General features: G+C 59.4%; 19 protein-coding genes. 13 read left to right on the forward strand and 6 right to left on the reverse strand.

Annotated features, from left to right (window positions below):
- The first annotated feature begins 412 nt into the window (after window positions 1–412).
- The gene (locus ET524_RS08090) at window positions 413–1756 is read left to right on the forward strand and encodes a uracil-xanthine permease family protein (protein WP_129424813.1); all 1344 of its coding nucleotides are present in this window, start codon (window positions 413–415) and stop codon (window positions 1754–1756) included.
- Between the two features lie 391 nt (window positions 1757–2147).
- Window positions 2148–2726 carry a carbonic anhydrase gene (locus ET524_RS08095; RefSeq protein ID WP_129424815.1) on the forward strand — a complete coding sequence of 193 codons (579 nt, stop codon included), beginning with the start codon at window positions 2148–2150 and terminating at the stop codon, window positions 2724–2726.
- Between the two features lie 23 nt (window positions 2727–2749).
- Here the strand turns inward: ET524_RS08095 and ET524_RS08100 are convergent, their stop codons facing one another.
- Window positions 2750–3226: a flavodoxin gene (locus ET524_RS08100; protein ID WP_129424817.1), complete on the reverse strand. Its 477-nt coding sequence runs from the start codon at window positions 3224–3226 to the stop codon at window positions 2750–2752.
- Between the two features lie 362 nt (window positions 3227–3588).
- Complete coding sequence (locus ET524_RS08105) at window positions 3589–4476, reverse strand: ChbG/HpnK family deacetylase (protein ID WP_129424819.1); 888 nt, start codon at window positions 4474–4476, stop codon at window positions 3589–3591.
- A 391-nt stretch (window positions 4477–4867) separates the two neighbouring features.
- Here ET524_RS08105 and ET524_RS08110 point away from each other — a divergent pair, with 391 nt between their 5' ends.
- Window positions 4868–6721: a hypothetical protein gene (locus tag ET524_RS08110; RefSeq protein WP_129424821.1), complete on the forward strand. Its 1854-nt coding sequence runs from the start codon at window positions 4868–4870 to the stop codon at window positions 6719–6721.
- Window positions 6722–7039: 318 nt separating this feature from the next.
- Window positions 7040–8872 (forward strand): ABC-F family ATP-binding cassette domain-containing protein, encoded by a 1833-nt coding sequence (locus ET524_RS08115; protein WP_129424823.1) that lies wholly within the window; start codon window positions 7040–7042, stop codon window positions 8870–8872.
- A gap of 111 nt (window positions 8873–8983) precedes the next feature.
- Here the strand turns inward: ET524_RS08115 and ET524_RS08120 are convergent, their stop codons facing one another.
- Window positions 8984–9784: an SDR family NAD(P)-dependent oxidoreductase gene (locus tag ET524_RS08120; protein ID WP_129424825.1), complete on the reverse strand. Its 801-nt coding sequence runs from the start codon at window positions 9782–9784 to the stop codon at window positions 8984–8986.
- Window positions 9785–10037: 253 nt separating this feature from the next.
- Here ET524_RS08120 and pdxR point away from each other — a divergent pair, with 253 nt between their 5' ends.
- The 4 genes from pdxR (at window position 10038) to ET524_RS08140 (ending at window position 14425) form a co-directional block, all read left to right on the forward strand.
- Window positions 10038–11726: a MocR-like pyridoxine biosynthesis transcription factor PdxR gene (gene pdxR, locus ET524_RS08125; RefSeq protein ID WP_161566647.1), complete on the forward strand. Its 1689-nt coding sequence runs from the start codon at window positions 10038–10040 to the stop codon at window positions 11724–11726.
- Window positions 11727–12216: 490 nt separating this feature from the next.
- Window positions 12217–13011, forward strand: coding sequence for an HAD family hydrolase (locus ET524_RS08130; RefSeq protein ID WP_129424829.1), 795 nt, complete (start codon window positions 12217–12219; stop codon window positions 13009–13011).
- A 119-nt stretch (window positions 13012–13130) separates the two neighbouring features.
- On the forward strand, window positions 13131–13841 hold the full coding sequence (locus ET524_RS08135; protein WP_129424831.1) for a DNA-3-methyladenine glycosylase family protein: 711 nt from the start codon (window positions 13131–13133) through the stop codon (window positions 13839–13841).
- Window positions 13841–14425, forward strand: coding sequence for a methylated-DNA--[protein]-cysteine S-methyltransferase (locus ET524_RS08140; protein WP_236648289.1), 585 nt, complete (start codon window positions 13841–13843; stop codon window positions 14423–14425). Before ET524_RS08135 ends, ET524_RS08140 begins: the two co-directional genes overlap by 1 nt.
- A gap of 201 nt (window positions 14426–14626) precedes the next feature.
- On the opposite strand, the gene ET524_RS08145 is transcribed toward ET524_RS08140, so the two are convergent.
- The gene (locus ET524_RS08145) at window positions 14627–15946 is read right to left on the reverse strand and encodes a dicarboxylate/amino acid:cation symporter (protein ID WP_129424833.1); all 1320 of its coding nucleotides are present in this window, start codon (window positions 15944–15946) and stop codon (window positions 14627–14629) included.
- Window positions 15947–16279: 333 nt separating this feature from the next.
- A complete protein-coding gene (locus ET524_RS08150; protein ID WP_129424835.1) occupies window positions 16280–16675 on the reverse strand; it encodes a hypothetical protein in 396 nt (131 codons plus the stop codon).
- 281 nt (window positions 16676–16956) lie between these two features.
- Between ET524_RS08150 and ET524_RS08155 the strand changes: the two genes are divergently transcribed.
- From ET524_RS08155 to ET524_RS08165, 3 genes are read left to right on the forward strand one after another with little or no spacing between them, the layout of a single operon-like run.
- Window positions 16957–17196 carry a hypothetical protein gene (locus tag ET524_RS08155; RefSeq protein ID WP_129424837.1) on the forward strand — a complete coding sequence of 80 codons (240 nt, stop codon included), beginning with the start codon at window positions 16957–16959 and terminating at the stop codon, window positions 17194–17196.
- 36 nt (window positions 17197–17232) lie between these two features.
- Window positions 17233–18516: a Y-family DNA polymerase gene (locus ET524_RS08160; protein ID WP_129424839.1), complete on the forward strand. Its 1284-nt coding sequence runs from the start codon at window positions 17233–17235 to the stop codon at window positions 18514–18516.
- Window positions 18509–18769 (forward strand): hypothetical protein, encoded by a 261-nt coding sequence (locus tag ET524_RS08165; protein ID WP_129424841.1) that lies wholly within the window; start codon window positions 18509–18511, stop codon window positions 18767–18769. The genes ET524_RS08160 and ET524_RS08165 overlap by 8 nt, the downstream gene beginning before the upstream one ends.
- Here ET524_RS08165 and ET524_RS08170 read toward each other — a convergent pair.
- Window positions 18720–19724 (reverse strand): EamA family transporter, encoded by a 1005-nt coding sequence (locus ET524_RS08170; protein WP_129424843.1) that lies wholly within the window; start codon window positions 19722–19724, stop codon window positions 18720–18722. The genes ET524_RS08165 and ET524_RS08170 overlap by 50 nt on opposite strands.
- 119 nt (window positions 19725–19843) lie before the next feature.
- Between ET524_RS08170 and ET524_RS08175 the strand changes: the two genes are divergently transcribed.
- Both ET524_RS08175 and ET524_RS08180 read left to right on the forward strand, forming a co-directional pair.
- Window positions 19844–20266: a peptide deformylase gene (locus ET524_RS08175; RefSeq protein ID WP_129424845.1), complete on the forward strand. Its 423-nt coding sequence runs from the start codon at window positions 19844–19846 to the stop codon at window positions 20264–20266.
- A gap of 227 nt (window positions 20267–20493) precedes the next feature.
- Window positions 20494–22488, forward strand: a complete 1995-nt coding sequence (locus tag ET524_RS08180) for a bifunctional metallophosphatase/5'-nucleotidase (protein WP_129424847.1) — start codon at window positions 20494–20496, stop codon at window positions 22486–22488.
- Window positions 22489–22567: the final 79 nt, after the last annotated feature.

Consider the following 22567-nt stretch of genomic DNA (forward strand, 5'->3'; position numbering starts at 1 on the left):
CGTGGCCGCACGCAAATCCGTTGTAACGCGGGTTTTGCGCCAACGTTGCCTCGTCGGCCGACTGCCGCCACACCGCACCCGTCTTAGCCGGTCGGGCGGTCCGCTTCTTGCGTTTTCCAGACATGCGCCTCACCTCCTTCGTTAACCGCTGTTTCAAGCTGGCACCAGTATATCTAGCAGTTGCTTAGCGGCAAAGTATTGCCATGCAGACGTAACAACCGAAATCTTTAGCAGCGATCAATCATACTTAGTGAAAATAGCGAAAAACTGGTTATCGGGGCAAGCGGGCATCAAAAGAGAGAGTCGTGCTGCGTTTCCTGCCACAGCTGCGCCCGCCAGCCGATTTCGTGCGGGCGGGTCGGGTGCGCTCCTCTACAATGCAAACGTTTGCACCCAAACCGAAAGGTCCCTCATGAGCGAAAACGCGCCTTCCCGCACCGCCCCCGAAACCCCGCCCGCCGTCTACGACGCCACCACACTTGGCAAGCCCCGCATGTTCGTGCTGGGCATCCAGCACATGTTCGCCATGTTTGGCGCCACCATCCTGGTGCCTGTGCTCACGGGCCTGTCGGTCAGCGATACGCTGCTGTTCGCCGGACTGGGCACGCTGCTGTTCCACTTCCTGGCGAAAGGGAAGGTGCCAGCGTTTTTGGGCTCGTCGTTCGCGTTCATCGCTGGGTACGCGGCCATCGCACCGAACGGCGAGGCGGATCTGCTTCCCTACGCGTGTCTGGGCGTTGCGTGCGCCGGCTTGCTGTACCTGGTGCTTTCCGCGCTGTTTCGCCTGTTCGGACCCGCGCGCGTCATGCGCTTCTTCCCGCCGGTAGTCACCGGCCCCATCGTCATCTGCATTGGGTTGATTCTGGCCAGCTCCGCCATTGCGAATTGCTCGACGAACTGGCTGGTGGCCATCATCGCCATCGCAGCCATTATCGTGTGCAATATCTGGGGACGCGGCATGGTGAAGATCGTGCCCATCCTTATCGGTGTGGTGGTCAGCTACGTGACAGCGGCGGCGCTTGGCGAAGTCAACTTCTCCGGCGTGGCGCAAGCTGCATGGATTGGCTTGCCGTTTACCTGGGACAACACCGTGTTCTCGCTGTTCGGCGAACACTTCGACGCTGGCCTTGCCATCACCGCCATCATCACCATCATGCCGTTGGCGTTCGCCACCATGATCGAGCACATCGGAGACATCTCCGCTATCAGCTCCACGTGCGAGCGCAACTTCATCGCGAACCCCGGTTTGCACCGCACGCTGCTCGGCGACGGCCTGGCCACCATCCTGGCCAGCCTGTTCGGCGCGCCCGCGAACACCACGTACGGCGAGAACACCGGCGTGCTGGCGCTGACCCGCGTGTTCGATCCGCGCGTCGTGCGCATTGCCGCGTGCTGCGCCATTGCGCTGTCGTTCTGCCCGAAGTTCGCGGCCGTCATCGGTGCTATGCCCGCTAGCGTCATCGGCGGCGTGTCGCTGGTGCTGTACGGCATGATCAGCGCCGTGGGCGTGCGCAACCTGGTGGAGAACCACGTCGATTTCCAGAAAAGCCGCAACGTGCTAGTGGCGGCCATCGTGCTGGTGCTTTCCATCGGCATTGCGTACAGCACTGCCGGTGCGGTGACGTTCGACGTTGCGGGCGTGACCATCTCGCTGTCGGGCCTGGCCATCGGCTCGCTTGCCGGCATCATCCTGAATGCCGTGCTGCCGTACAAAGACTACGAGTTCGACATGGGCGAGCTTGGCGAAGGGGAGTAAAGGCATCGCGCAGAAATGCTTGGAGGTGCGCGAAGCGGCGGTGAATTCGCTCGCCGACGAACGGCAATCGCAGTTGCTGCCGCTAAGTGGCAACGTGGAGAAAGAGCCGAAGGCCCAGCTTCCGCGGGCCTTGTCGACGGGAAGTTGAGCGTGTTCGCTCGAGGGCTTCGCCGTTCGCTGCGGGACCCTGCACGCCTTGACGCGCAAAGCTGCGTATGGTCTGCTCGAGGGTTTCGTCGAGTGTCGCAGGATTAACCTTCACGCGCCGAGGTGATACTGTTCGGTTTTATTTGGTTTTCGCCTGCATTCGCTCCGTTTGGTGACCGTTAGCTTTATATCGTTGAGGAAGTATGCAAGAAACCAGGAAAGAAATGGACAGGAAGCGAACAGTATGACGCACGAAGCAAATAACATTTCCGCTGATGAAGCCCTTATGCGCTTGCGCGAAGGCAATGCGCGCTACCTGCAAGCCGCCAACGCTGCGGGGGATGTGTCCCCCGCGCTGCGCCGCGCTACGTTCGAGCACGGCCAGCATCCCTATGCCATCGTGCTGGCATGCTCGGACTCTCGCGTTATTCCCGAGGCTATTTTCTCGGCGGGCATCGGCGAGCTGTTCGTCATTCGCGTGGCCGGTAACGTGGTGGACAACCACCAGCTTGGCAGCATCGAATACGCTGAGGACCACCTGGGGTGCAACTTGGTGGTGGTGCTCGGGCACACTGCGTGCGGCGCGGTGGACGCCGCTCTGCACCATGAGCCCTACGGCACGGTGAAGTTCATCACCGACGAAATCGCCGATGCCATTGGCGACGAGCAGGACGAGGCCGCAGCGTGTCTGGCCAACGTTGCGCATAGCGTGCGTCGCGTCGAGGAAAGCCGCAAAGTGCGCGCTGACGAGGCCGAACACGGTTTGTGCGTTGTTGGCGCGCTCTACCACACGGACACCGGCGAAGTTGAGTTTTTAGACTAGGCTAGTATCTGCTTCAGCAGTAGCTACTTCCCGTACTTTTCGACGAACTTTGCAAGTTTCGCCGCGTTCGCGCCGTTCAGCACTTCACCGGCGGTAAAATCGGCGGTGGGCGCGCTCGGCTTCAGCGCGGCAACGGTTTTGCCCATCCCCGAACCGCCGGATGTGGCAAACGGCACCACGCGCTTGCCGGCGAAATCGCCGCTCTCCAAGAACGTGTTCACGATGGTGGGCGCCACGTACCACCAGATGGGGAAGCCCATATACACCGTGTCGTAAGCCGCCAGGTCCGGGCATGCGTGCGCGATAGCGGGACGGCTGTTCGGATCGTTCATCTCAAGGGTGGAGCGGCTGTTCTTGCTCGTCCAATCCAGGTCGGCAGCGGTATAAGGCTGCTCGGGCTCGATTTCGAACAAATCCGCGTTTGCGGCTTTCGCCAGTTCCTTGGCCAGCGTGCGCGTTGCGCCCGATGCGCTGAAGTATGCAACCAATGCCTTGCTCATAGCTGTTCCTTTCGGTTCGTTTCGATGTAACGAACCGATTGTCGACCCTAAAGTTAACTTCAAGTCAAGGGGAAAAAACCTTCAGGCCGTAGCCTCACTCTAAAAATCGCTCATGTATGTGATTTAATGGATTCGCGAGAACTGAATCTTCGCACATCGTTACGTTTTCCCAGGTCACAAGCGTGTCAAATGTGCGTATATTCCGGCCAAGATCAGCAAATCACATACATGAGCGATTTTTGATTTTGCGGCAGGCGTGTAGCGGCAAAACTGGCGGATTGGGGAAGCGCGAAGAGCTCGTCCATGGTTTGAGCTTCGAACGCCCTTGCCTCTGTTTGAACGGGAGCTCATGTGCCTTGTTACTATGCGAGCGACCGGTTGTGCGCTAGCTTTCTCAGGCAAGCGGCCTCTCTGTCGCGCGCTTCGGATGCGCACGCCTGCGCGAATGGTTCGTTTTGCGGGTCAAGGCACTGCTCAATAGGCACGCTGACCGGGTGAAACAGCACTTCGACGTTTTGTGCGCGGTCGCGAGCGATGCTGTCGAACGCTTCGACAAGCGGCCACGACACCTTATCCATGGCACCCGAAAGCACCACGCCGCAGAACAGTGAGCTGGCGCAACCCGCCGGCACCTTGCCCCGGTTGCTGCGCCACAACCACGTAATCAGCGCGTCTTTGGCCAAGTTAATGGGGGGCATGTGGTTGCCGACCGCGCGATGGGGACGCAGCGGCTCCACGGGACAGCGCAGGTGCACCAACGTGCAACCCTGCTCGCGCACCGTCGCCATAGCCGCGTCGAACACGGCGGGCACCGCGTGCGTGTGCTGGTGGCTATCCAGGCGCAACACGTCTTTCATCTGCGGAAACGCCTGCAAGTAACGCGTGATCTGCGCTTCGCATTCACGTTGAAGCTGCCGGCGGAACTCCCAGCGCTGCGGCCCGTGCGACAGCTTCAGCAGCCCCACGAAGTCGTTGCAAAACGTCCCGCGCGCATTCACCAGAAGCGGAACCTCGGCCGTGCTTGCGCAAGGGCGGCCTTCCACCAGGTTCAAGTGCAGCGCCATTCTGAGTGCGCCTGATTCAACATACGGTCGCGCCAGGTCAGCAGCGATTTCAAACGCCGGGCTGTTCACGAAGATGCTGACCGACGACAGCGCTCCGTCGCCGCCGCATGCGCTTGAAAGCGCAAGGATATCCCGGGCTTGCTGCTCGGTGATTCCGTAATCGTCGGCGTGAAACGCAACGCCCATGTTCGCCCCTTCGTCTTGCTGAACCGGTTCTCAAGCCGCGCCGCATAAAAGCGCAACCGCCCTGGCAACCCCCGGGTGCCGAAAGCAGTACCCATAATCCTACGCTATTGTGTCAAACGTTTGGATGTCGCCCACGCGCCCTCATTGCGGAACCACCTGCAACCACCTGCGAAAACGCGTACCTTTCGCGCAGGTTCCTGCGTTCCGGTACATTGCAGAAATCGGCCGCTGACCAGCCAATATGTAAACAATTAGAGTGAGATGCAGGTTTTTCTGCGCAGCTTATCCTTGCCTGCGGATACGATGCTAGACTACAGTGCGCACAACGACGAGATTTCAAGCGAAGGCAAACCACCATGAAGTTCTCATCTCGCGCGCAAAGGGGATGCGCATGAGCGAAAGCACCACCAATAGCGCTACCGCAAGTCATACCGAGCCCGACGCCGGGCACTCGAACGCCGGCGCATTCGCGCGCCTGCGCGCCGTGCTGGCCAACCCGCGCTTCCATGTCGTTCTGCTGGTGGCGGGCAGCCTGTTTCTGCTGACGGACGCCTTCCACGGCAACATCTGGTTCGACGAAAGCTATTCCGTGGGGATTGCAAACCACAGCTTCGCCGATATCTGGTACTACAGCTCCGGCGACGTGCACCCCGTGCTTATTTACTGGGCGTTGCACGTGCTCAACCTGGTGTTCGGGCAGAACATCACGGTATACCGCCTCTTCACGGTGGCGGGGGCCATTGCGCTGGCAACGTTGGGGTACACGCACGTTCGGCGCGACAGCGGCTGGAAGGTTGGCGTGCTGTTCAGCTTCTTCGCCCTGTTCACGCCTTATATCTCGTTGATGTCCGTTGAGATTCGCATGTATTCGTGGGCTACGTTCGCCGTCATGCTGTGCTTCATCTACGCCATGCGCATTATCGACACGCAGTTGTCCGTCATACCGCCGGCCATCGCGCAGGCTGCGAAGGGGAAGAAGTGCTGGGCCGGCACGCCGCGAAGCTGGTGGCTTACGTGCTTCATTGCCAGCTTGGCGTGCGCTTACCTGCATTATTTCGGCGCAATGTCTGCATTCATGATCAACCTGGTGCTGCTGGTGGCGCTTTGCGTGCGCGCCTGGCAGCGCCGCCGCGGCGGCCCGGCTCCTCTGCCTGATGGCAAGCGCGCAAGCGCCCCGCTTATCGTATTGATTATCGGCTGCGTGGCGCAGGTGGCGCTGTACGTGCCCTGGATTCTTACGGCGGTGACCAGCCAGATGGGCGTGGTCGGCGGCACGTACTGGGCGAACATCGTGCTCCCAACCACGTACATCGAGCTGGCAACGTACCCGTTTCTTACCAGCCCCTTGTCGTTCGCCGCGCGCGGCAGCTATGGCACAGGCATGCAAGTTGCCGTGAAGGTCATTGGATACGCCGCTATCGTGGTACTTGCGTTTTTGATCGCCTGGTCGGCGCGCTGGGCCACTTGGCGCGCTGGCCTGCATCGCCAGCAGCGCCGCGAGCTGCTGGCCCGCGCAGGCGCTGCCAGCGCCGCGCCTGTGAAGCACCTGCGCGCGAGGCACTTCTACGCATGGCTGGTTTCCAAGCCTATCGCGCCCGTCGTTGCCGCGCTGGCGGTGTACTTCGGGGTGTTCGCCATTTCTTGGACCGCTTCAATGGTCATGAACTCCATGATCTTGTACTACCGCTATCTGTTCGTGGCCATTGGGCCGCTGCTGTTCGCCGCGGCGGCGGTGTTGTCCCATGTGCACACGAAACCTCTGGTAGCGGGTGTAATTGCGGTTACGCTTTGCGCCTCGGTGGCCAACCAAGCGCTGCTTTTGCGTGACGATTACGACCCCGCCAACAACGTGCCGATCGAGAAGTTCCGCGAAACCGTCGACAGCGTTTCCGAGCAAATTGGCGGGCAGATGCCGCTGGTGGTGTCCACCGACATCGGCTACATGGGCGTCACCGCGTGCATGTGCGAAGACGTGCCGCAAACGTACATGGACTGGCAAAAGGGCAACTGGGACCGCGCGTACATGGCCTATTCGCCCACGCTGGTCAGCAAGAAATCGTGGGAGATCATCTTCGACAACTTCCACGGCACCTTTATTTGCACTGGTCAGGCGCAAAACGACAGCCTGCCGCGCGACATCTCCGACCTGTCGCAAAAAGACGGCTTCACGCTGCTGGAATATCATACGTATTACCGCCCGTATGAACGCACGTGGATGACCATCGCCGTTATGACGAAACAGTAGAAGAGGCAGCAAGGTTACCTGCACGCCAGACACATTGCGGGAAAGACGAGACCTTGCAGCTGTTGGCCGCGCAGCACCGGGAGCTTGACCGTTATTGGTGGGTGCAGACCATCCACAACCGCATGACTGATGGCAATTTGAAAACCATCGTTTGAACTGGTCTCATATCGAGTTTCCGCAGTTCAAAGGATTAACGGGAAACATATCGTTCTGGGTGGTTTCGTGCGCGTGGAATCGTGCTGGGCAGCTTTTGCTATCATGGTGTGCGCAAAATAACACGGGCTGCGCTTGCAGCCCTGTTCAGGATAGAGGTTTCACATGGCGTTTATGCTCGGCTGCGAAAAGGTGGCGGTGGAGTTCCCCACGAAAACGGTGTTCGAAAGCGTGTCGCTCGGCGTTGACGAAGGTGACCGCATCGGCATCGTCGGTCGCAACGGCGACGGCAAGTCCACGCTGCTTTCCGTGCTGGCCGGCGTGCTGCCGCCCGACGAAGGCCGCGTGCTGCGCAACGGCGCGGTGCGCGTGGGCGTGTTGGGGCAGTCCGACAACCTGAACGACGAAGACACCGTCGAGCGCGCCGTGGTGGGCGACATCCCCGCATACGAATGGGCCGGCGATGCGCGCATCCGCGACATCATCGCAGGTCTAGCGTCCGATATCCCGTGGGATGCCCAGGTGGGCACGCTTTCGGGCGGCCAGCGCCGCCGCGTGGACCTGGTGCGCCTGCTTATCGGCGACTGGGACATCCTGGCCCTTGACGAGCCCACAAACCACTTGGACGTGCGCGCCATCACGTGGCTGGCGAACCACCTGAAAACCCGCTGGCGCGCGGGGCAGGGCGCGCTTCTGGTGGTCACGCACGACCGCTGGTTTTTGGACGAGGTGTGCACGCGCATGTGGGAAGTGCACGATCGCATGGTCGAGCCGTTCGAAGGCGGCTTTTCCGCTTACATCCTGCAGCGCGTAGAGCGCGACCGTTTAGCGGCCCTTGCCGAGGAAAAGCGCCAGAATGCGCTGCGCCGCGAACTGGCATGGCTGGCGCGCGGGCCCAAAGCGCGCGGCACGAAGCCGAAATTCCGCGTCGACGCAGCTCACGAGCTTATCGCCGACGTGCCGCCGCTGCGCAACGAACTGGAGCTCAAGCGCATGGCCATGGCGCGCCTGGGCAAGCAGGTGGTGGAGCTGAAAAACGTTACCGTCGGCTTCGACGGCAAGCCCGCGCCCGTGCTTGACCACGTCGACTGGATCATCGGGCCCGGCGACCGCTACGGCATCGTCGGCGCCAACGGCGTAGGGAAAACTACGCTGCTGAAGGTCATCCAGGGCAAAATAAAGCCGCAGACCGGCTTCGTGAAAATCGGCAAAACGGTGAAGTTCGCCGTGCTTTCGCAGCATCTCGACAACCTTACGCGCTTCGGCAACGACCGTGTGCGCCAGGTCATCAGCAACTACACGCGCCGCATGATGCTTGACGGCAAGGAAATGACGCCGGCTCAGCTGTTGGAGAAGCTGGGATTTTCGCGCGCTGACCTCAACGAGCCGGTGTGCGACCTGTCGGGCGGCCAGAAGCGTCGCCTTGCGCTCATGCTCATTTTGCTGGATGAGCCGAACGTGCTGATCCTTGACGAGCCAGGCAACGACATGGACACTGACATGCTTGCCGCCATTGAAGAGTTGCTTGACGCGTGGCCGGGCACGTTGCTGCTGGTCACGCATGACCGCTTCCTGATGGAGCGCGTGACCGATCACCAGTTCGCGCTTATCGATGGGCATGTTCGCCACCTGCCGCGCGGCGTGGACGAGTACCTGGAGATAACGGCGCACGCCGCTGCGCCCGCAGGCCGCGCTAAGGCGCCGCAGGGTAGCGCCGCGGCTTCGGCCGAAAGCACCGCCGAAAGCAAAAGCACGGCGGCAGGTCCGCAGCTTTCCGGTGGCGAGATTCGCGAGCTGAAAAAGCGCATGCGCAGCTGCGAGAACAAGTCGAACACGCTGCGCGGCAAGATCGAGCAAGCGCAGGCCGACATGGCCGCCGCCGATCCGTCCGATTTTGAGGCGCTTGGCAAATTCCAGCAGCAAATCAACGACTTCCAAGCGCAAATCGACGCGCTCGACGAGCAATGGCTCGAAGCCGCCGAAGTGTTGGGGGAGTAGCGACGCTCAAACGCGCGAGCGCCTCGGACCGCAGATGCCCGAGGCGCTCGCTTTTTCCAGCCGGCCAGATCCGGATAGAAACCCAAGGTAGGTAGTGGGTAGAGTAGTTGTTTACGGACGCAGGCCCATGCCGCCTTCAAGCGTGATGGTCTCGCCGCTCATGAACTTGAAATCAGGCCCGCACAGCTGCACCACAGCACGGCCGATTTCGGTCTCGACGTTGCCGTAATGGCCCATCGGGGGCATGTGCACGTTGGCCTCGTACGCCTCGGGGTACTGCTCCTTGAAGTTCTCAAGCGCCGCCGTCCATGCAAGCGGGCACACCACGTTGGCGTTGATACCATCCGGGCCCCATTCGGTGGCCGCCACGCGCGTCAAGCCGCGAATGCCTTCCTTGGCCGCCGCGTAGGCGCACTGGCCATAGTTGCCGAACAAGCCCGCGCCGCTGGCAAAGTTCACAACGGAACCCTTCGTCTCCTTCAGGTGCGGGTAGCACGCCTGCATGTAGTAAAACGCCGCGTATAGGCCCGAGTACAGCGCCAGGTCAAATTGCTCGGTGGTGTGGTCGGCAATGGTGACGCCGGATGCGGAAGCCTGTGCGTTGTTCACCAACGCGTCGATGCGACCGAACTCGGCCATGACCTGGTCGACGGCGCTTTGCACCACGGCCTTGTTGTCGGCACCGGCATTCACATCGGCCTGGATGGGCAGCACGCGGATGCCGTACTCGCCTTCAAGACGCTCTTTTGCCGCCTCAAGCTTTTTGACGTTGCGCCCGGTGATGGCCAGATTCGCGCCTTCTTTTGCGAACGCGGTGGCAATGCCGAAGCCGATGGAACCTGCAGAGCCGTCCTTAAGCGCGGCGAAACCCGCGCCGGTGATGATAATGGTTTTCCCCGTAAAGTAACCCATGGTCGTCTCCCGTCTAAAGTGGCCGCCCACCTGGGCAGGCGGCCGTCTGAGCTGCTGGCATGCAAGGGGTCGCCGCACGCTCGTCTGTAGGGCGAGATATAGTGTAGAAAAGGTTTGGTTCTATCAAAAGAACCAAACTCGTGATACTTTTACAAACCAGATGAACCAGTTGCACCGCCATGCGCGACGCCGTTTGGGCGCGGTTTTGCGCCGTAGCCCGCGAGATTTGCGCCTTTCGCGAAAGGATGTCCCGATGTCAGACAATCGCTCCGTGTTTCTGCTCACGTACGATTTGCGCGCAAGGGGCACCAGTTCGCTGTACGAATTCCTATACCAGTCCATTCGCGAGGATATCGCGCGCGGCGTTATCGCGTGCGGGACGAAGCTGCCGTCGAAGCGCGTGCTGGCGCGGCACCTGAACATCGGTGTGGCAACGGTCACGGCAGCCTACGATCAGCTGATAACGGAAGGGTTTATACGCTCCGAGCAGCGGCGCGGGTACTTTGTGGAAGACGTGTCGAATTACCGGTTGAAACCGGTAACCGGAAGGGGAAGCGGGCTAGCGGGAGCGCAGCGTAAGGTGAAAAGCCTTGCGAGCGTTTCGGACAGCAACGTGGGGAAGCGCAATAGCGCCCCTGATCAAGCCGCGTTGCCCGTCGCAGACCCTTTGACCGCCGCTGGTGCAACCGCAAGCGACTCTCGGCACGCCAGCATCGCCGACGAGGATCGGCCCCTAGCATGCTCGCCTTCTTCCGTTAGTGCCACCCCGCATGCCGCCGACGTCATCAGCCAGGCGCACGATCCCGAATTCTTCGTCGACCTGAAGGCGAACCGTACCAGCGTGTCGTTGTTCCCCACGTCGGTGTGGGGCCGCTACATGCGCGAGGCGCTATCGCTTCCCACCGACAGCTTGCTGCGCTCGGTGCCGTTCAACGGCCTGCCCGAACTGCGGCGCGCCATCGCATCGTATCTGCATCGCACCCGCGGCATGGACGTATCGCCCGATTGCATCATCGTCGGCGCCGGCAGCGAATACCTGTACGGCCGCTTGTTGCAGATGCTGGGACCCACCACGACGTTTGCCATGGAGAACCCTGGCTACAAGAAGTTCGCCTCCATTTCCCGCGCATTCGGCAACCCGTGGCGGCCGGTGCCCATCGATGAATCGGGCCTGCTCATCGACGAGCTTGAAGAATCCGGCGCCGACGTGGTGCACGTGTCGCCTGCCAACCATTTCCCCACAGGTATCGTCATGCCTATCAAGCGGCGGCTGGAGCTGTTCGAGTGGGCCAACCGCGCGCGCAAGCGCTACATCATCGAAGACGATTACGACAGCGAATTTCGCTACAACGGCCGCCTTATCATGCCGCTGTTCGCCGACGATGCCTCTGACAAGGTGATTTACCTCAACGCGTTCTCGAAAACCATGGTGCCGAGCTTGCGCATCAGCTACATGGTGCTACCGCCGAAGCTGCTTGCCCGCTACGTCGACACCATGAGCTTCTACTCGTGCACCGTCTCCAGCTTCGAGCAATACGCGCTGGCACGCTTTATCGACGAGGGGCACTTCGAGCGGCACATCAACCGTACGCGCAACTTTTTCCGCCATCAACGCGCCACGGTGCTGCGCGCCATCGCCGAATCGCCGCTTGCCGCCATCTCGCACGTGGAAGAGCGCAACGCCGGCACGCACTTCCTGCTGTACGTGCGCACGAAGCTCAGCCTCGATGAGATTCGCAGCCGCGGTGCTGAGCTGGGGTTGAACATCTCGCTGTTCAACGACTACCTGCTCAGCGACGGCGGACCGAACCGTACGACGAAGCGCTTCGAGGAATACTCGCACGGGGAGGCCGCCATCGTGGTGAATTACGCGGGCATCGAGCCCGACCGCGTGGACGAGACCATCCGCCGTCTTGCCCAGGTGTTTCCGGAATACGCATGACGGGAGGACGTCAATGTGCCGCCTTTTCCGGTTCATGAAGACGCACGTTAGTTGATCGCGCCGTTTTTACGACAGACCCCACACCGATAAGGTGCGCTTTGCGTTCAAAGCTGGAGGGTAATCGGAAAACCCCAAAGTAATCACGTATGCAACTGTTTTTGTGCACACAGTCGCTTACGCTGAACTTGCGACAGAAGCTTTTCCGAACAAGATACCGGCTGCGATAAGAGCTTGAGGAGAAATTGCACGGTCTGCGATGCACAACCATCGTACGATCCCGCATCAGTCCTTGCTGGTTGATTTTGTCCGCAGTTAACCAGCCGTCAACGGCGCGTCAACGATTAGTCAGCTTCCTGCGCAGGTTTCGTGGCGCAGGCCCGCTTTCCTGCAAGCCGAAATACAATGGCGGCAAGTTCAGGATGTGAGAAATCGCCGGGCGGACCGGCAGCGATGCCGTGGGGGCATCGCAAGACCTGTGAGGAGGCCGCATATGATCAAACTCATTGCCAGCGATATGGACGGAACGCTTCTTGACGGCGACGGAAACGTGCCGCCTGAAACTTACGACCTTATCCGCAGGCTGAACGCCGTCGGCATCAGCTTCGTTGCCTCGTCGGGCAGGCGCTTCGATACGCTTCAGGAAATGTTCGCACTCGTAATGAACCAGATGGATTTTGTTGCTTCGAACGGAGCGCAGGTTGTGGTAGCGGGCAAGCTGGTTGACCGCGAGGTGTTCAGCCATGCAGCCCTGCGTCGCCTCAAGTCGATCGTCGACCTGTTCGATAACCTGCACCTGGCCATTTTCGACCGCAAAATAACCTATCTGCTTGACGACGAGGCGCGTTTCGAACGCGAGCTCGATAAGAATCTGCCGAACCCGGTCCGTGCGCTTGAGCTGCCCAACCCTGACACCAGCATCATCAAGGCATCCATTTACTGCGATGACGCCGTTATGGACATGGCTTATATTTTGGAGCGCGAGCTTGGCGAAGACTTCGTGTTCGCACCTTCCGGCCGCAAGTGGATCGACATCATGCAGCGCGGCGTCAGCAAGGCAACCGGCATCAGCCAAGTCATGGCTGCACACAACGTCAAGCCCGCAGAGGTTATGGCGTTCGGCGACGCTATGAACGATTACGAAATCTTGCGCATGGTCGGAACCAGCATCGCCATGGGCAACGGTCGATCGGCCATCAAGCAGATTTCCACAAAGGTAATCGGCACGAACGCCGAGCACGCCGTCCAACGCGAAATCGCCGCTTTGCTTGCAATAATGGGGAAGTAATCACCATGGTGTCAATCCTTCATTTTTTCCAAAGCCTCTTGAAATATCGAACCTTTGTTTGTATTATACCTATCATACATTTGTTCGCAAGAGGTTTTTCGAAAATGAATTGAGGTCGTATGGATGGGCAAAAGGCGGTAACGCAAGCAACTGGTTCATCGGTTATCGATGCATCGCGTAGTCCAACTACGGCTTGCTTCGAGTACGGGGAAACGGAAACGACCTATCTCGCTCAAAAAGACGCGCGCTTCGCCGAGGTCATCCAAACAATAGGACACGTCAGTCGTGCGTTAGACCCTGATTTGTTCTCAGCAACGGCTCATCACATTATTGGGCAGCAAGTTTCGCTTGAAGCGCAGCGGACGGTCTGGAACCGTATGCAACAGCTGCTTGGACAAGTAAGCCCTGAAACGGTAGCAGCGGCTTCTGTTGATGACTTGCAAGCATGCGGAACAACATTCCGGAAAGCCGAGTACATTCATGAGTTCGCGCAAAAGGTTGTATCAGGGGAATTTGACCTTAATGGAGTTCGCGAAATGGACAATGAAGCTGCCATTGCGTCTCTGTCCAGCTTGCGCGGTATTGGAACTTGGACGGCAGAGATGATTTTGCTGTTCTGCCTTGGACGCAAGAACATTTTCGCGTACGACGATTTGGCGATTCAACGGGGTTTGCGTATGGTGTATCACCATAGAGCTATCACCAGGCCGCTCTTCGAAAAGTATCGCCGTAGGTTTAGTCCTTACTGCAGCGTAGCAAGTCTTTATCTGTGGGAAGTTTCGAAAGGCGCAATCCTCGGAATGCGCGACTACGCGCCGAAGAAACGTTAATGGCTGAAGGAGGATTTATGTATGTTACCGAATACGATACCGGCATTGCAGGAAAGCTAACGCTCGGAGCAGACGAAAAGGGCCTTTGCGGAAGCTGGTTCAATAACGATAGATATTACCTCACGGGAATAGATGAGCCGTTAGAAAGAAACGACCAACTGGCCATATTCCAAAAGACCTCTGAGTGGCTTGATCGTTATCTGGCGGGTGAGAGACCTGACCCGCATGAGCTTGCGTTGCATCCGCGGGGTACTGAGTTTCAGAAGCGCGTTTGGAGCGAGTTGTCGAACATTCCGTATGGGGTGGTAGTGACCTACGGGGATATCGCCCGGGGCGTTGAACGGGCAACGGGCAAACGAACTTCCGCAAGGGCTGTCGGTGGTGCCGTGGGCAGGAACCCCCTCTGTCTCATAGTTCCATGTCATCGCGTAATCGGAGCATCAGGTAGCCTCACAGGGTTCGGTGGAGGTATACCTCTGAAAATTGCGTTACTGAAGCATGAAGGCGTCGATGTGCAGCAATTCAAGATTCCCACGAAAGGGACAGCGCTCGAAGGAAAAAGAAATGCGCCCCCTTGGGAATGACGGGAATGACCAGAAGAGGATATTCGTTCTCTGCGTTACGCTATTCGAGCGCATACAGCAAGCCGCCCCGCGCAATGGCGGGGAGGCTTGAAGAGCGTCAGTTGAGGCAAGCGCGCCTTAGCAGATTAGCGAAGCTGCAAAATCGAATGGATCACGGAATGAACGGAATAGGATACCTTGCGTTGCGTTAGTCGCCTTGGGTTATGCAGCCTTCGCGGCCTTGCGTGCTTCCTTGCGCTTCTCGAGGTGATCAACGCACACGGCGCAAGACTGGTCGCCCGTGATATTGACGACGGTGCGCATCATGTCGAGCACGCGGTCAACGCCGGCAACCAAAGCGATGCCCTCGACCGGCAGGCCGACCGACTGCAGCACCATGGCCAGCATGATCATGCCCGAACCCGGCACGCCGGCAGTACCGATGGAGGACAGCACGGCGGTCATCACGATGACGCACTGCTGGCCGATAGTCAGGTCGATGCCGAACACCTGAGCGATGAAGATTGCGCAAACACCCTGGTAGATGGCGGTACCGTCCATATTAATGGTGGCGCCAAGCGGCAACACGAAGCTGGTGATCTCGCGGCGAACGCCAAGCTTTTCAGAACATTCCATGTTCACCGGAAGCGTGCCCACCGAAGAAGCGGAAGCGAAGGCAAACGCCATGGCGCGGAACTGGCCTTTGAAGAACGTAATGGGACCCATCTTCGCGATGGCTTTGACCAGGCCGGAGTAGACGATAACCATATGCAGAATCATGGCTAGGTAGGCAACCAGGATCAGCTTCAATAGCGGCAGCAAGATATCGGGGCCGTTCGTAGCAACAACAGGCGCGATCAGGCCGAACACGCCGAACGGCGCGATGGAGATAATCATGTGCATAATCTTGATGCACACTTCCGACATGCCGTTGACGAAGTCGGCAACAGGCTGAGCCTTCTTGCCAGCTGCAAGGATGCCGAAGCCGAAGAACAGCGCAATGACGATAATCTGCAACATGCTGGCGTCAGACATCGGCTGCACAAAGTTCGACGGGAAGATATTCACAATGGTGTCGATGAACGACGGGGCTTGCTTTGCCTCGTAGCTCAGTTCGTCGGTTGTGAGCGTGTAACCGCCACCAACGTTGAAAACATTGGCGATAACCAGGCCAATTACGATGGCGCACGCCGTGGTGCACAGGTAATACACGATGGTTTTGCCACCGATGGCGCCAACCTTCTTGATATCGGACAGGCTGATGACGCCGGCAATCATCGAGAAAATGACTAGTGGCACCACGATCATCTTAATCAGGTTCAAGAAAATGGTGCCAAGCGGCTTGATGTACGTGGTGGCAATGTCGGGCGTGCCTTGCAAAGCCAAGCCGGCAATAACGCCAAGCGCCAACGCGATAAAAATCCACGTGGTTAGCGACAACTTCTTGAAGCAAGGCTTGTTCGCGTGCTCGGCGGAATTCGCGTTTGCAGCCGCTTTGATATCGGCCTTGGCCTCGTGTTCGAAATCGGATAATTCGGACATGAAAATCCTCTCTTCAAGTACCGTCATCATGCCGAGATGACTTCCAAACGAATCGCTTGCAATTCATCTCGAAATGCACATAAATGCATACGAATTGTACCCGATACCGTTGAACTGTCTACGCAGCAATGTTAGGTTTTCGACGTTTGAAACCTAAAGCTTGGTAAGCGCGTAGTTAGATATTATCGATAATATATCTTATGTTAATCTAGCTATTTCTTAGCTATTTTCCCGATCGGTTGGTTGATTGCAATCTCTTAGGTAAACGTTTGTGCAGTTCAGGGGGCCGTTTACCTCGACCTGTTCAAAAGCCAGCTCGCGCATTGGAATTCTTTACCTGCGAGAATTCAATCGACCTTGGCCTGCCGTTTTTCGGTTTTTGGGACCTTTGGCCATTTTGGGTTCCGCTCCCTCGATCGTCACGTCCTCGGCATAGACCCACCAGCGATCAGTTTCGGGTGCTCCTATGGCCGGCGAGCCTTCGCGCCGTTCCTGGAACAAGTCCGTTTCGTGACGACCGAACCGCACGTGATAACGCGTTGTCTTCGCACCTTTCTGCATTTGTCCGGGTTGGCCGCGATACAAGACCTCGTCAATGCGAAAGGTTCGTCCGTCGGGCCAGCAAACAACCAGCGGGTCAACTCGCCCCTCGTCGGTTACATGCACAACAACGCCAACGTACATTTTATGCACGCGCGTTCTTCGTCCCTCTTTCACCTTGTAGTCCATGCAATCTATTATCGAACAATCGTTCGTTGAAAACTAGCGAACAGACTGTGGAGAGCGCATGACGTTACCGACATACGCTTACACCCCGGGTAACGGCGAAACGCGGTCATTGCATAAAACTTCGCATATAAATCTCGAACATATGTTTGTATTTTATATGCTTGCATGATATACTTGTTTTGCCACTCCGGAATGCGGCATAAAGCTATTGGTCTTTCGTTCGCGAAGGGCCTCCGGTGGCCGGGGGTTTCCCCCGGCATTTTTTTCTTCAGGGAGGCTCCATGAGCAAAGATCTTTCTATTTTTGTCGATGAATCGGGAGATCCAGGGAGCGAATCTAAATGCCACGCAATCACGCGCTATCGTTTTTCTCAAGTTGCGGACTACATCTGCACGCTTGAGCTCGAAGCGCTTAAATACCGCGAAGGGACCGAAGGTCGAACGAGCACGCTCTTCTTCGGAACGAAGCGCCAATTCGAGCGAAACTATCTCAAGAAGATCCGCAAGAAACGGTTGGGATAGCGGATGGAGTCGAAACATGCTGTAGCTGGATGCGTTATGTGCATCGATTTGAAGTCGTTTTATGCCAGCGTGGAGTGCGCCGATCGCGGCCTGGACCCGTTCGTCACCAATCTGGTGGTAGCCGACCCCGACCGTTCGGCCAACACCATCTGCTTGGCCATTACCCCGGCCATGAAAGCGCTGGGCGTGAGAAACCGTTGCCGGGTGCGCGATATCCCCGAAGGCATCGACTACATGGTGGCGGTACCGCGTATGCGTCGCTACATGGAGGCAAGCGGGCAGATTGTGGCCGCCTACCTAAAGCTGGTAAGCGCCGAGGACGTGCATGTGTATTCCATCGACGAATGTTTCATCGATGCGGCGCCCTACCTGCGCTTATACCGTACCGACGCGCGCACATTCGCGCGCAAGCTCATGGATGCCGCCTTCAGGGTCACGGGCGTCACGGCCACGGCAGGCATCGGCGAGAACATGTTTCAGGCGAAGGTGGCGCTTGATATTTGCGCCAAGCACGCGCCCGACGGCATCGGGCAGCTTGACGCCGAATCATTCAAGCGAGAGGTGTGGTTTCACCGCCCCATCACCGACATCTGGGGCATTGGGCCGGGCGTTGCGCGGCGTTTGGCGAAGCACGGCGCATACGACCTGGCCGGCGTATGCGCCACCAATCCCAAGGTGCTGCACCGCGAATTCGGCAAAAACGCCGAATATCTCATCGATCACGCTTGGGGTTTGGAGGCGTGCACGGTGTCGCAGGCGCGCATGTATCGCCCGCGCGGGCATTCGCTCTCGAACGGGCAGGTGCTCATGCGCGACTATGCGCCGGCTGAGGCCGAAACGCTGTTGCGAGAAATGGTGCTGTCTTCGGCGCTTGAACTGGTGGAAAAGGGTTTGTGCGCGCAGGTGGTGTCCGTGTGGGCAGGGTATTCGGCTAGCAACTTTCCTCACCAATCGTGGGAAAAGTTCGGGCCTTGCGGCGGGGCGGCGGCCGGTGCAGGCGGGTCGGCAAAGCTGCCGAAACCCACCAACGACGTCGGCGTACTCACCGATGCGGTGCTGTCCATGTTCCGAGCGCGCGTTGCGCCTGGCATCGCCATCAGGCGGCTCACCGTGGCATTTGGCGACCTGGTAGGCACAAACGAGGTGCAGCCGACGCTGTTCGACGACGATCGAGCCGAACAGAAGGCCGCCGCCGTGTCGCGCGCGATGGTGGACGTGCGACGCCGCTTCGGCGCGAATGCGCTTATGAAGGCAACCAGTTTGAAGGAAGAGGCCAACGGCATGGAACGAAACAACCAGGTAGGAGGCCACCGTGCTTAGCGAAGACGAAGCCTGGGCTGCGGTCAGGCTGCCCACGGCCGACACGTGGCCGGGGCTTTCCGCAGACGAACGGGAATATCGAGCGCAAGTGCTCGACGCCATCGCTCGGCGCATAGCAGCTGACGGCATACGGGTTTCGGTCCCCTCGCCCGACCGCGGAAGCCAGTTCATGGCGTTCGCCGCGCTCAAAGGCTACGACGACGTTATTGCCGAGGTCGAGGAATCAGCGGCTTCGGCTTGCCGCCAAGAGTGACCAGCGCCAGCATGCCCAGCATCAGCACAAGGCCCGCCCAGTCGAAGCCGGAAAACGCCGTGCCCAAAAACACCCAGGCGCACACGCTGGCGCTGACCGGCTCGATGGCGCCAAGCAAGCTGCCCGTCACCGACCCCACGGCGGCAACGCCGCGCAGGTACAGCCCGAACGACACGAACGTGCCAAGCACCGTCAACCCGCCAAGAAGCACCAGCCAGCCGAATGCGTCCATGCCCGCCACGGACTCGGGGGCGCCTGCGCCGCCAGCCAGCTGCACCGCATAAGCTACGCCCGCGCACGCGCACGTCACCAGCATGCCCACGCCTGTTGCGGCGAAGCTGCCAAAGCGGTCGAACAACCCGCAGTTGCGCGGAACCATCACGTACAGCGCAACGGAAAGCGCGTTGAGCAGGCCCCAGAACAGCCCCGCGGCCGGTAGCACCAACGTCCCCAGGTCGCCTTGCGTGGCAATAAGCACCGTGGCCACGAACGCGCATACCAGGCCCGCAAACTCGCTTGCTTTCGGCAGATGGCGCCCAAGCACGCACGTGAACAGCATCACGAACACGGTGCCAAGCATCTGCAGTACGGTGGCGGTGCCTGCGTTGGTATGCGCAATGGTCATGGAGTAAGCGAACTGATCGACGAACAGCGCCACGCCGAACGCAAGGAACGCCAGCTTCGTGCGCGCTTCGCTTCCCCACATCAGCTGCAAAAGGTAACGGCGACGGAAGAACAGAACGCCGAAGAAGATGAGCGAGGCAACCAAGGAGCGAACCGCCGTAGCGAACATCGGCGTGATGCCGTAGTGCGAAAACAGGTACTGCGCGCACGCGCCGGAAACGCCCCACAGCCCCGCGCCCACCAGCGCGCACGCAACGCCGACCCAGAACGTGCGGCGTGGCGCAGTCGCGTACGCGCGCTCAGCTTTGCAAGCTTTGTCGGGATTCGCCATGGTGAACGACGCCTTTCTTCCTGGTGAGGGCTGCATACGATAGAATAACGGAGGCGATTGTATAGCAACGCGCGACGCAAAAAGGGGCGGCGCGCGATATCGAACCGAAGGATACGCACATGAGCATTAAAGAACTGGTGCACGACGAAGCGCTGCTGTCCACGCCGTGCGAAAAGGCAACGGCCGCTGACGCCGAGGTGGCGCAGGACCTGTTAGACACCATGGCATCGCTTGACGACGCCGCCTGCCTGCACGCCAACCAGATCGGCGTGACGCACAACCTGTTCGCATACGTCGACGAGAAAGATAAGCCGCACGTCATGCTCAACCCCGTCATCAAGCTGGGGTTGGCGGCAAGCAAGCAGGTCGAAGGCTGCTTCACCCACGAAGAGCCCGTCACCGTCACGCGCTACGACCGCATCAAGGTTGCGTACGAAGAGCTGCTCGATGGCAAGCTGGTCGCACGCAAGGGCGATTTCCGCGGCTGGGTGGCGCAGCTTATCCAGCACATGGCCGACCACGGCAAAGGCAAGTTCATCTAAGCAGCAAACGAGCTCGAAGGCGCAACGCTTTCGAGCTCGTTTCATTTAACGCGCAGTTCGTCTCATCTTGAAGCGACGGCACGGAAGGGCGCCCGAGCAAGGAATATCATCAGGCAAGCTGCTGCACAGCCGTCAACGCACAGGAAACCACCCGCCCGTCGCTCAGCTAGAAGCGAAACGCACCACGCCCGCCCTCCCCGCTAAGGCCCTCGAAGAACGGAGCAGCCATGACCAGCACCCTTTCCCGTCGAAGTTTTCTTGCAGGCACCGCTGCATTTGCCGCCAGCGTTGCCGCCCTTGGTCTGCCGCGTCGCGCTTATGCGGATGACGCGCAAGCCGCCGAGGGCGCCGTGGTCATCTTGCACACCAATGACGTGCACTGCGCAGTCGGCGAAACCGATGCCGCAGGAGCTATCCCGCTGGGCTATTCGGCGCTTGCAAGCTACGTTGCCGACCGCCGCAGCGTTTTCGGCGCCGAAAACGTCACGCTGGTAGACGCGGGCGACGCCGTGCAGGGAAAAGTGATGGGTACGATCACGCAAGGTCAGGCGCTCATCGACATCATGAACGAATGCGGCTACGGCATCGCCATCCCAGGCAACCACGAGTTGAACTACGGCATGACGCAGTTCAACCACCTGATTGGAAGCGCGAACGCGAAATACCTCAGCTGCAACTTCACCGACAACCGCACCGGCACGCCCACGCTTATGTTCGACCCGTACACCATAAAAGAGTATCCGCTCCCAGCAGGCGGGACGGTGCGCGTGGCGTTCGTGGGCGTCACCACGCCCGCCACGCTTACGGCATCGTCGCCGCGCTCGTTCTGGCGCAGCGACGACGACCACACCTGCGTGTACGGGTTCTGCGAAGACGAAACGGGCAGCAAGCTGGCACAAGCGGTGCAAGGCGCCGTCGACGAAGCTCGAGCAGCGGGCGCAGAGTTCGTGGTGCTGCTGGCGCACCTGGGACAAACCGGTCAGCCCAGCCAGTGGCGCAGCGATACGCTGGTTTCGCGCTGCGAGGGCATCAACGTGGTGATCGACGGACATTCGCACGAGGAGTACGTGCAAATCGTGCAGGATCGCAACGGCGACGATGTCGTTATCGCGCAAACAGGCACGCAATTCTCTAGCGTGGGGCAGGTCGTCATCATCCCGGAAACGGGAACCATACACGCCAGCACGTACAGCTACGAGGCCTCGCTTCTGCGTGAGACGCGCAAGCCTGATGACCCTAGTTACGTGAAGGAGGTCGCTTTCGGCCGCGATGCGCAAACGCAAGCGGTGGTCGACGAAAAAGCTGCCGAAGTCGAAGCGCAAACGGGAACGGTGGTCGGCCGCAGCGAGGTAGACCTGTTCGCCTATGAAGCCGACGGCTACACCTGGGCGGTGCGCGCACACGAGACGAACCTGGGCGACTTCGTTGCCGACGCTTACTTGTATTACGCCTCGAACAACGGCGTGATGCCGGACGTGGCCTTCGTCAACGGCGGCGGCGTGCGCACGAACTTGCTTGCAGGAGACGTTACACGCGCGGACCTCATCAACGTAAATCCCTTCAACAACCAGCTGTGTTATACCCAAGTAACCGGCCAAGATTTGCTGGATGCGCTGGAGCTGTCGGCCCGCGCATACCCCGAGCTGCTCGGCGACTTCCTGCAGGTATCCGAGGGCCTGACATTCACCATTCGCACCGACATCGACTCGCCCGTCGTCCTAAACGGAAACGAGTTCGCGGGCTTCAAAGACGGCGCCGAACGCCGTGTACGGCGCGTCACGCTGCACGGCAAAGCCATGGACCCGGCGGCCACCTACACGCTGGTGTGCCATTCATATTATCTCGTGGACGGCGGCGGGTCGTACAGCATGCTCACGAAGAACCCCGTCACGCTTCTGGGCCTGGACAACGATGCGCTGATGGAATACGTGCAACTGAACCTGCACGGCGTCATCGGGCAGGAATACGATGGCGCTGCAGGTCTCGGCCGCATGGCCACGCAAGTCGGCCCCGACAAAGAGGAAAAGCACGAAAAGGAGCAAGAGGAAACCCCGGACCCCGCACCCGCTCCAGAGGACAACGCCCCAGCTCTCGAATCCAACCCCAAACCACTAGCCGCAACCGGCGATGCTGCGGCAACGGTAGCAGCGGCTGCAGCCGCTTTCGGCGTCGCAGTAGCCGCAGGAGCAGCCGCGGTAGCGGCCGAAGCCGAACGGCAGTAAACGCGGCATCGAAGCTATAAACTCGAAAAGAGCAGCTTGACTGCAGCGAGAAAGTTAGGACCCTGATGGGAAAGCCCCA

The organism is Senegalimassilia faecalis, assembly GCF_004135645.1.
Classification (GTDB): domain Bacteria; phylum Actinomycetota; class Coriobacteriia; order Coriobacteriales; family Eggerthellaceae; genus Senegalimassilia; species Senegalimassilia faecalis.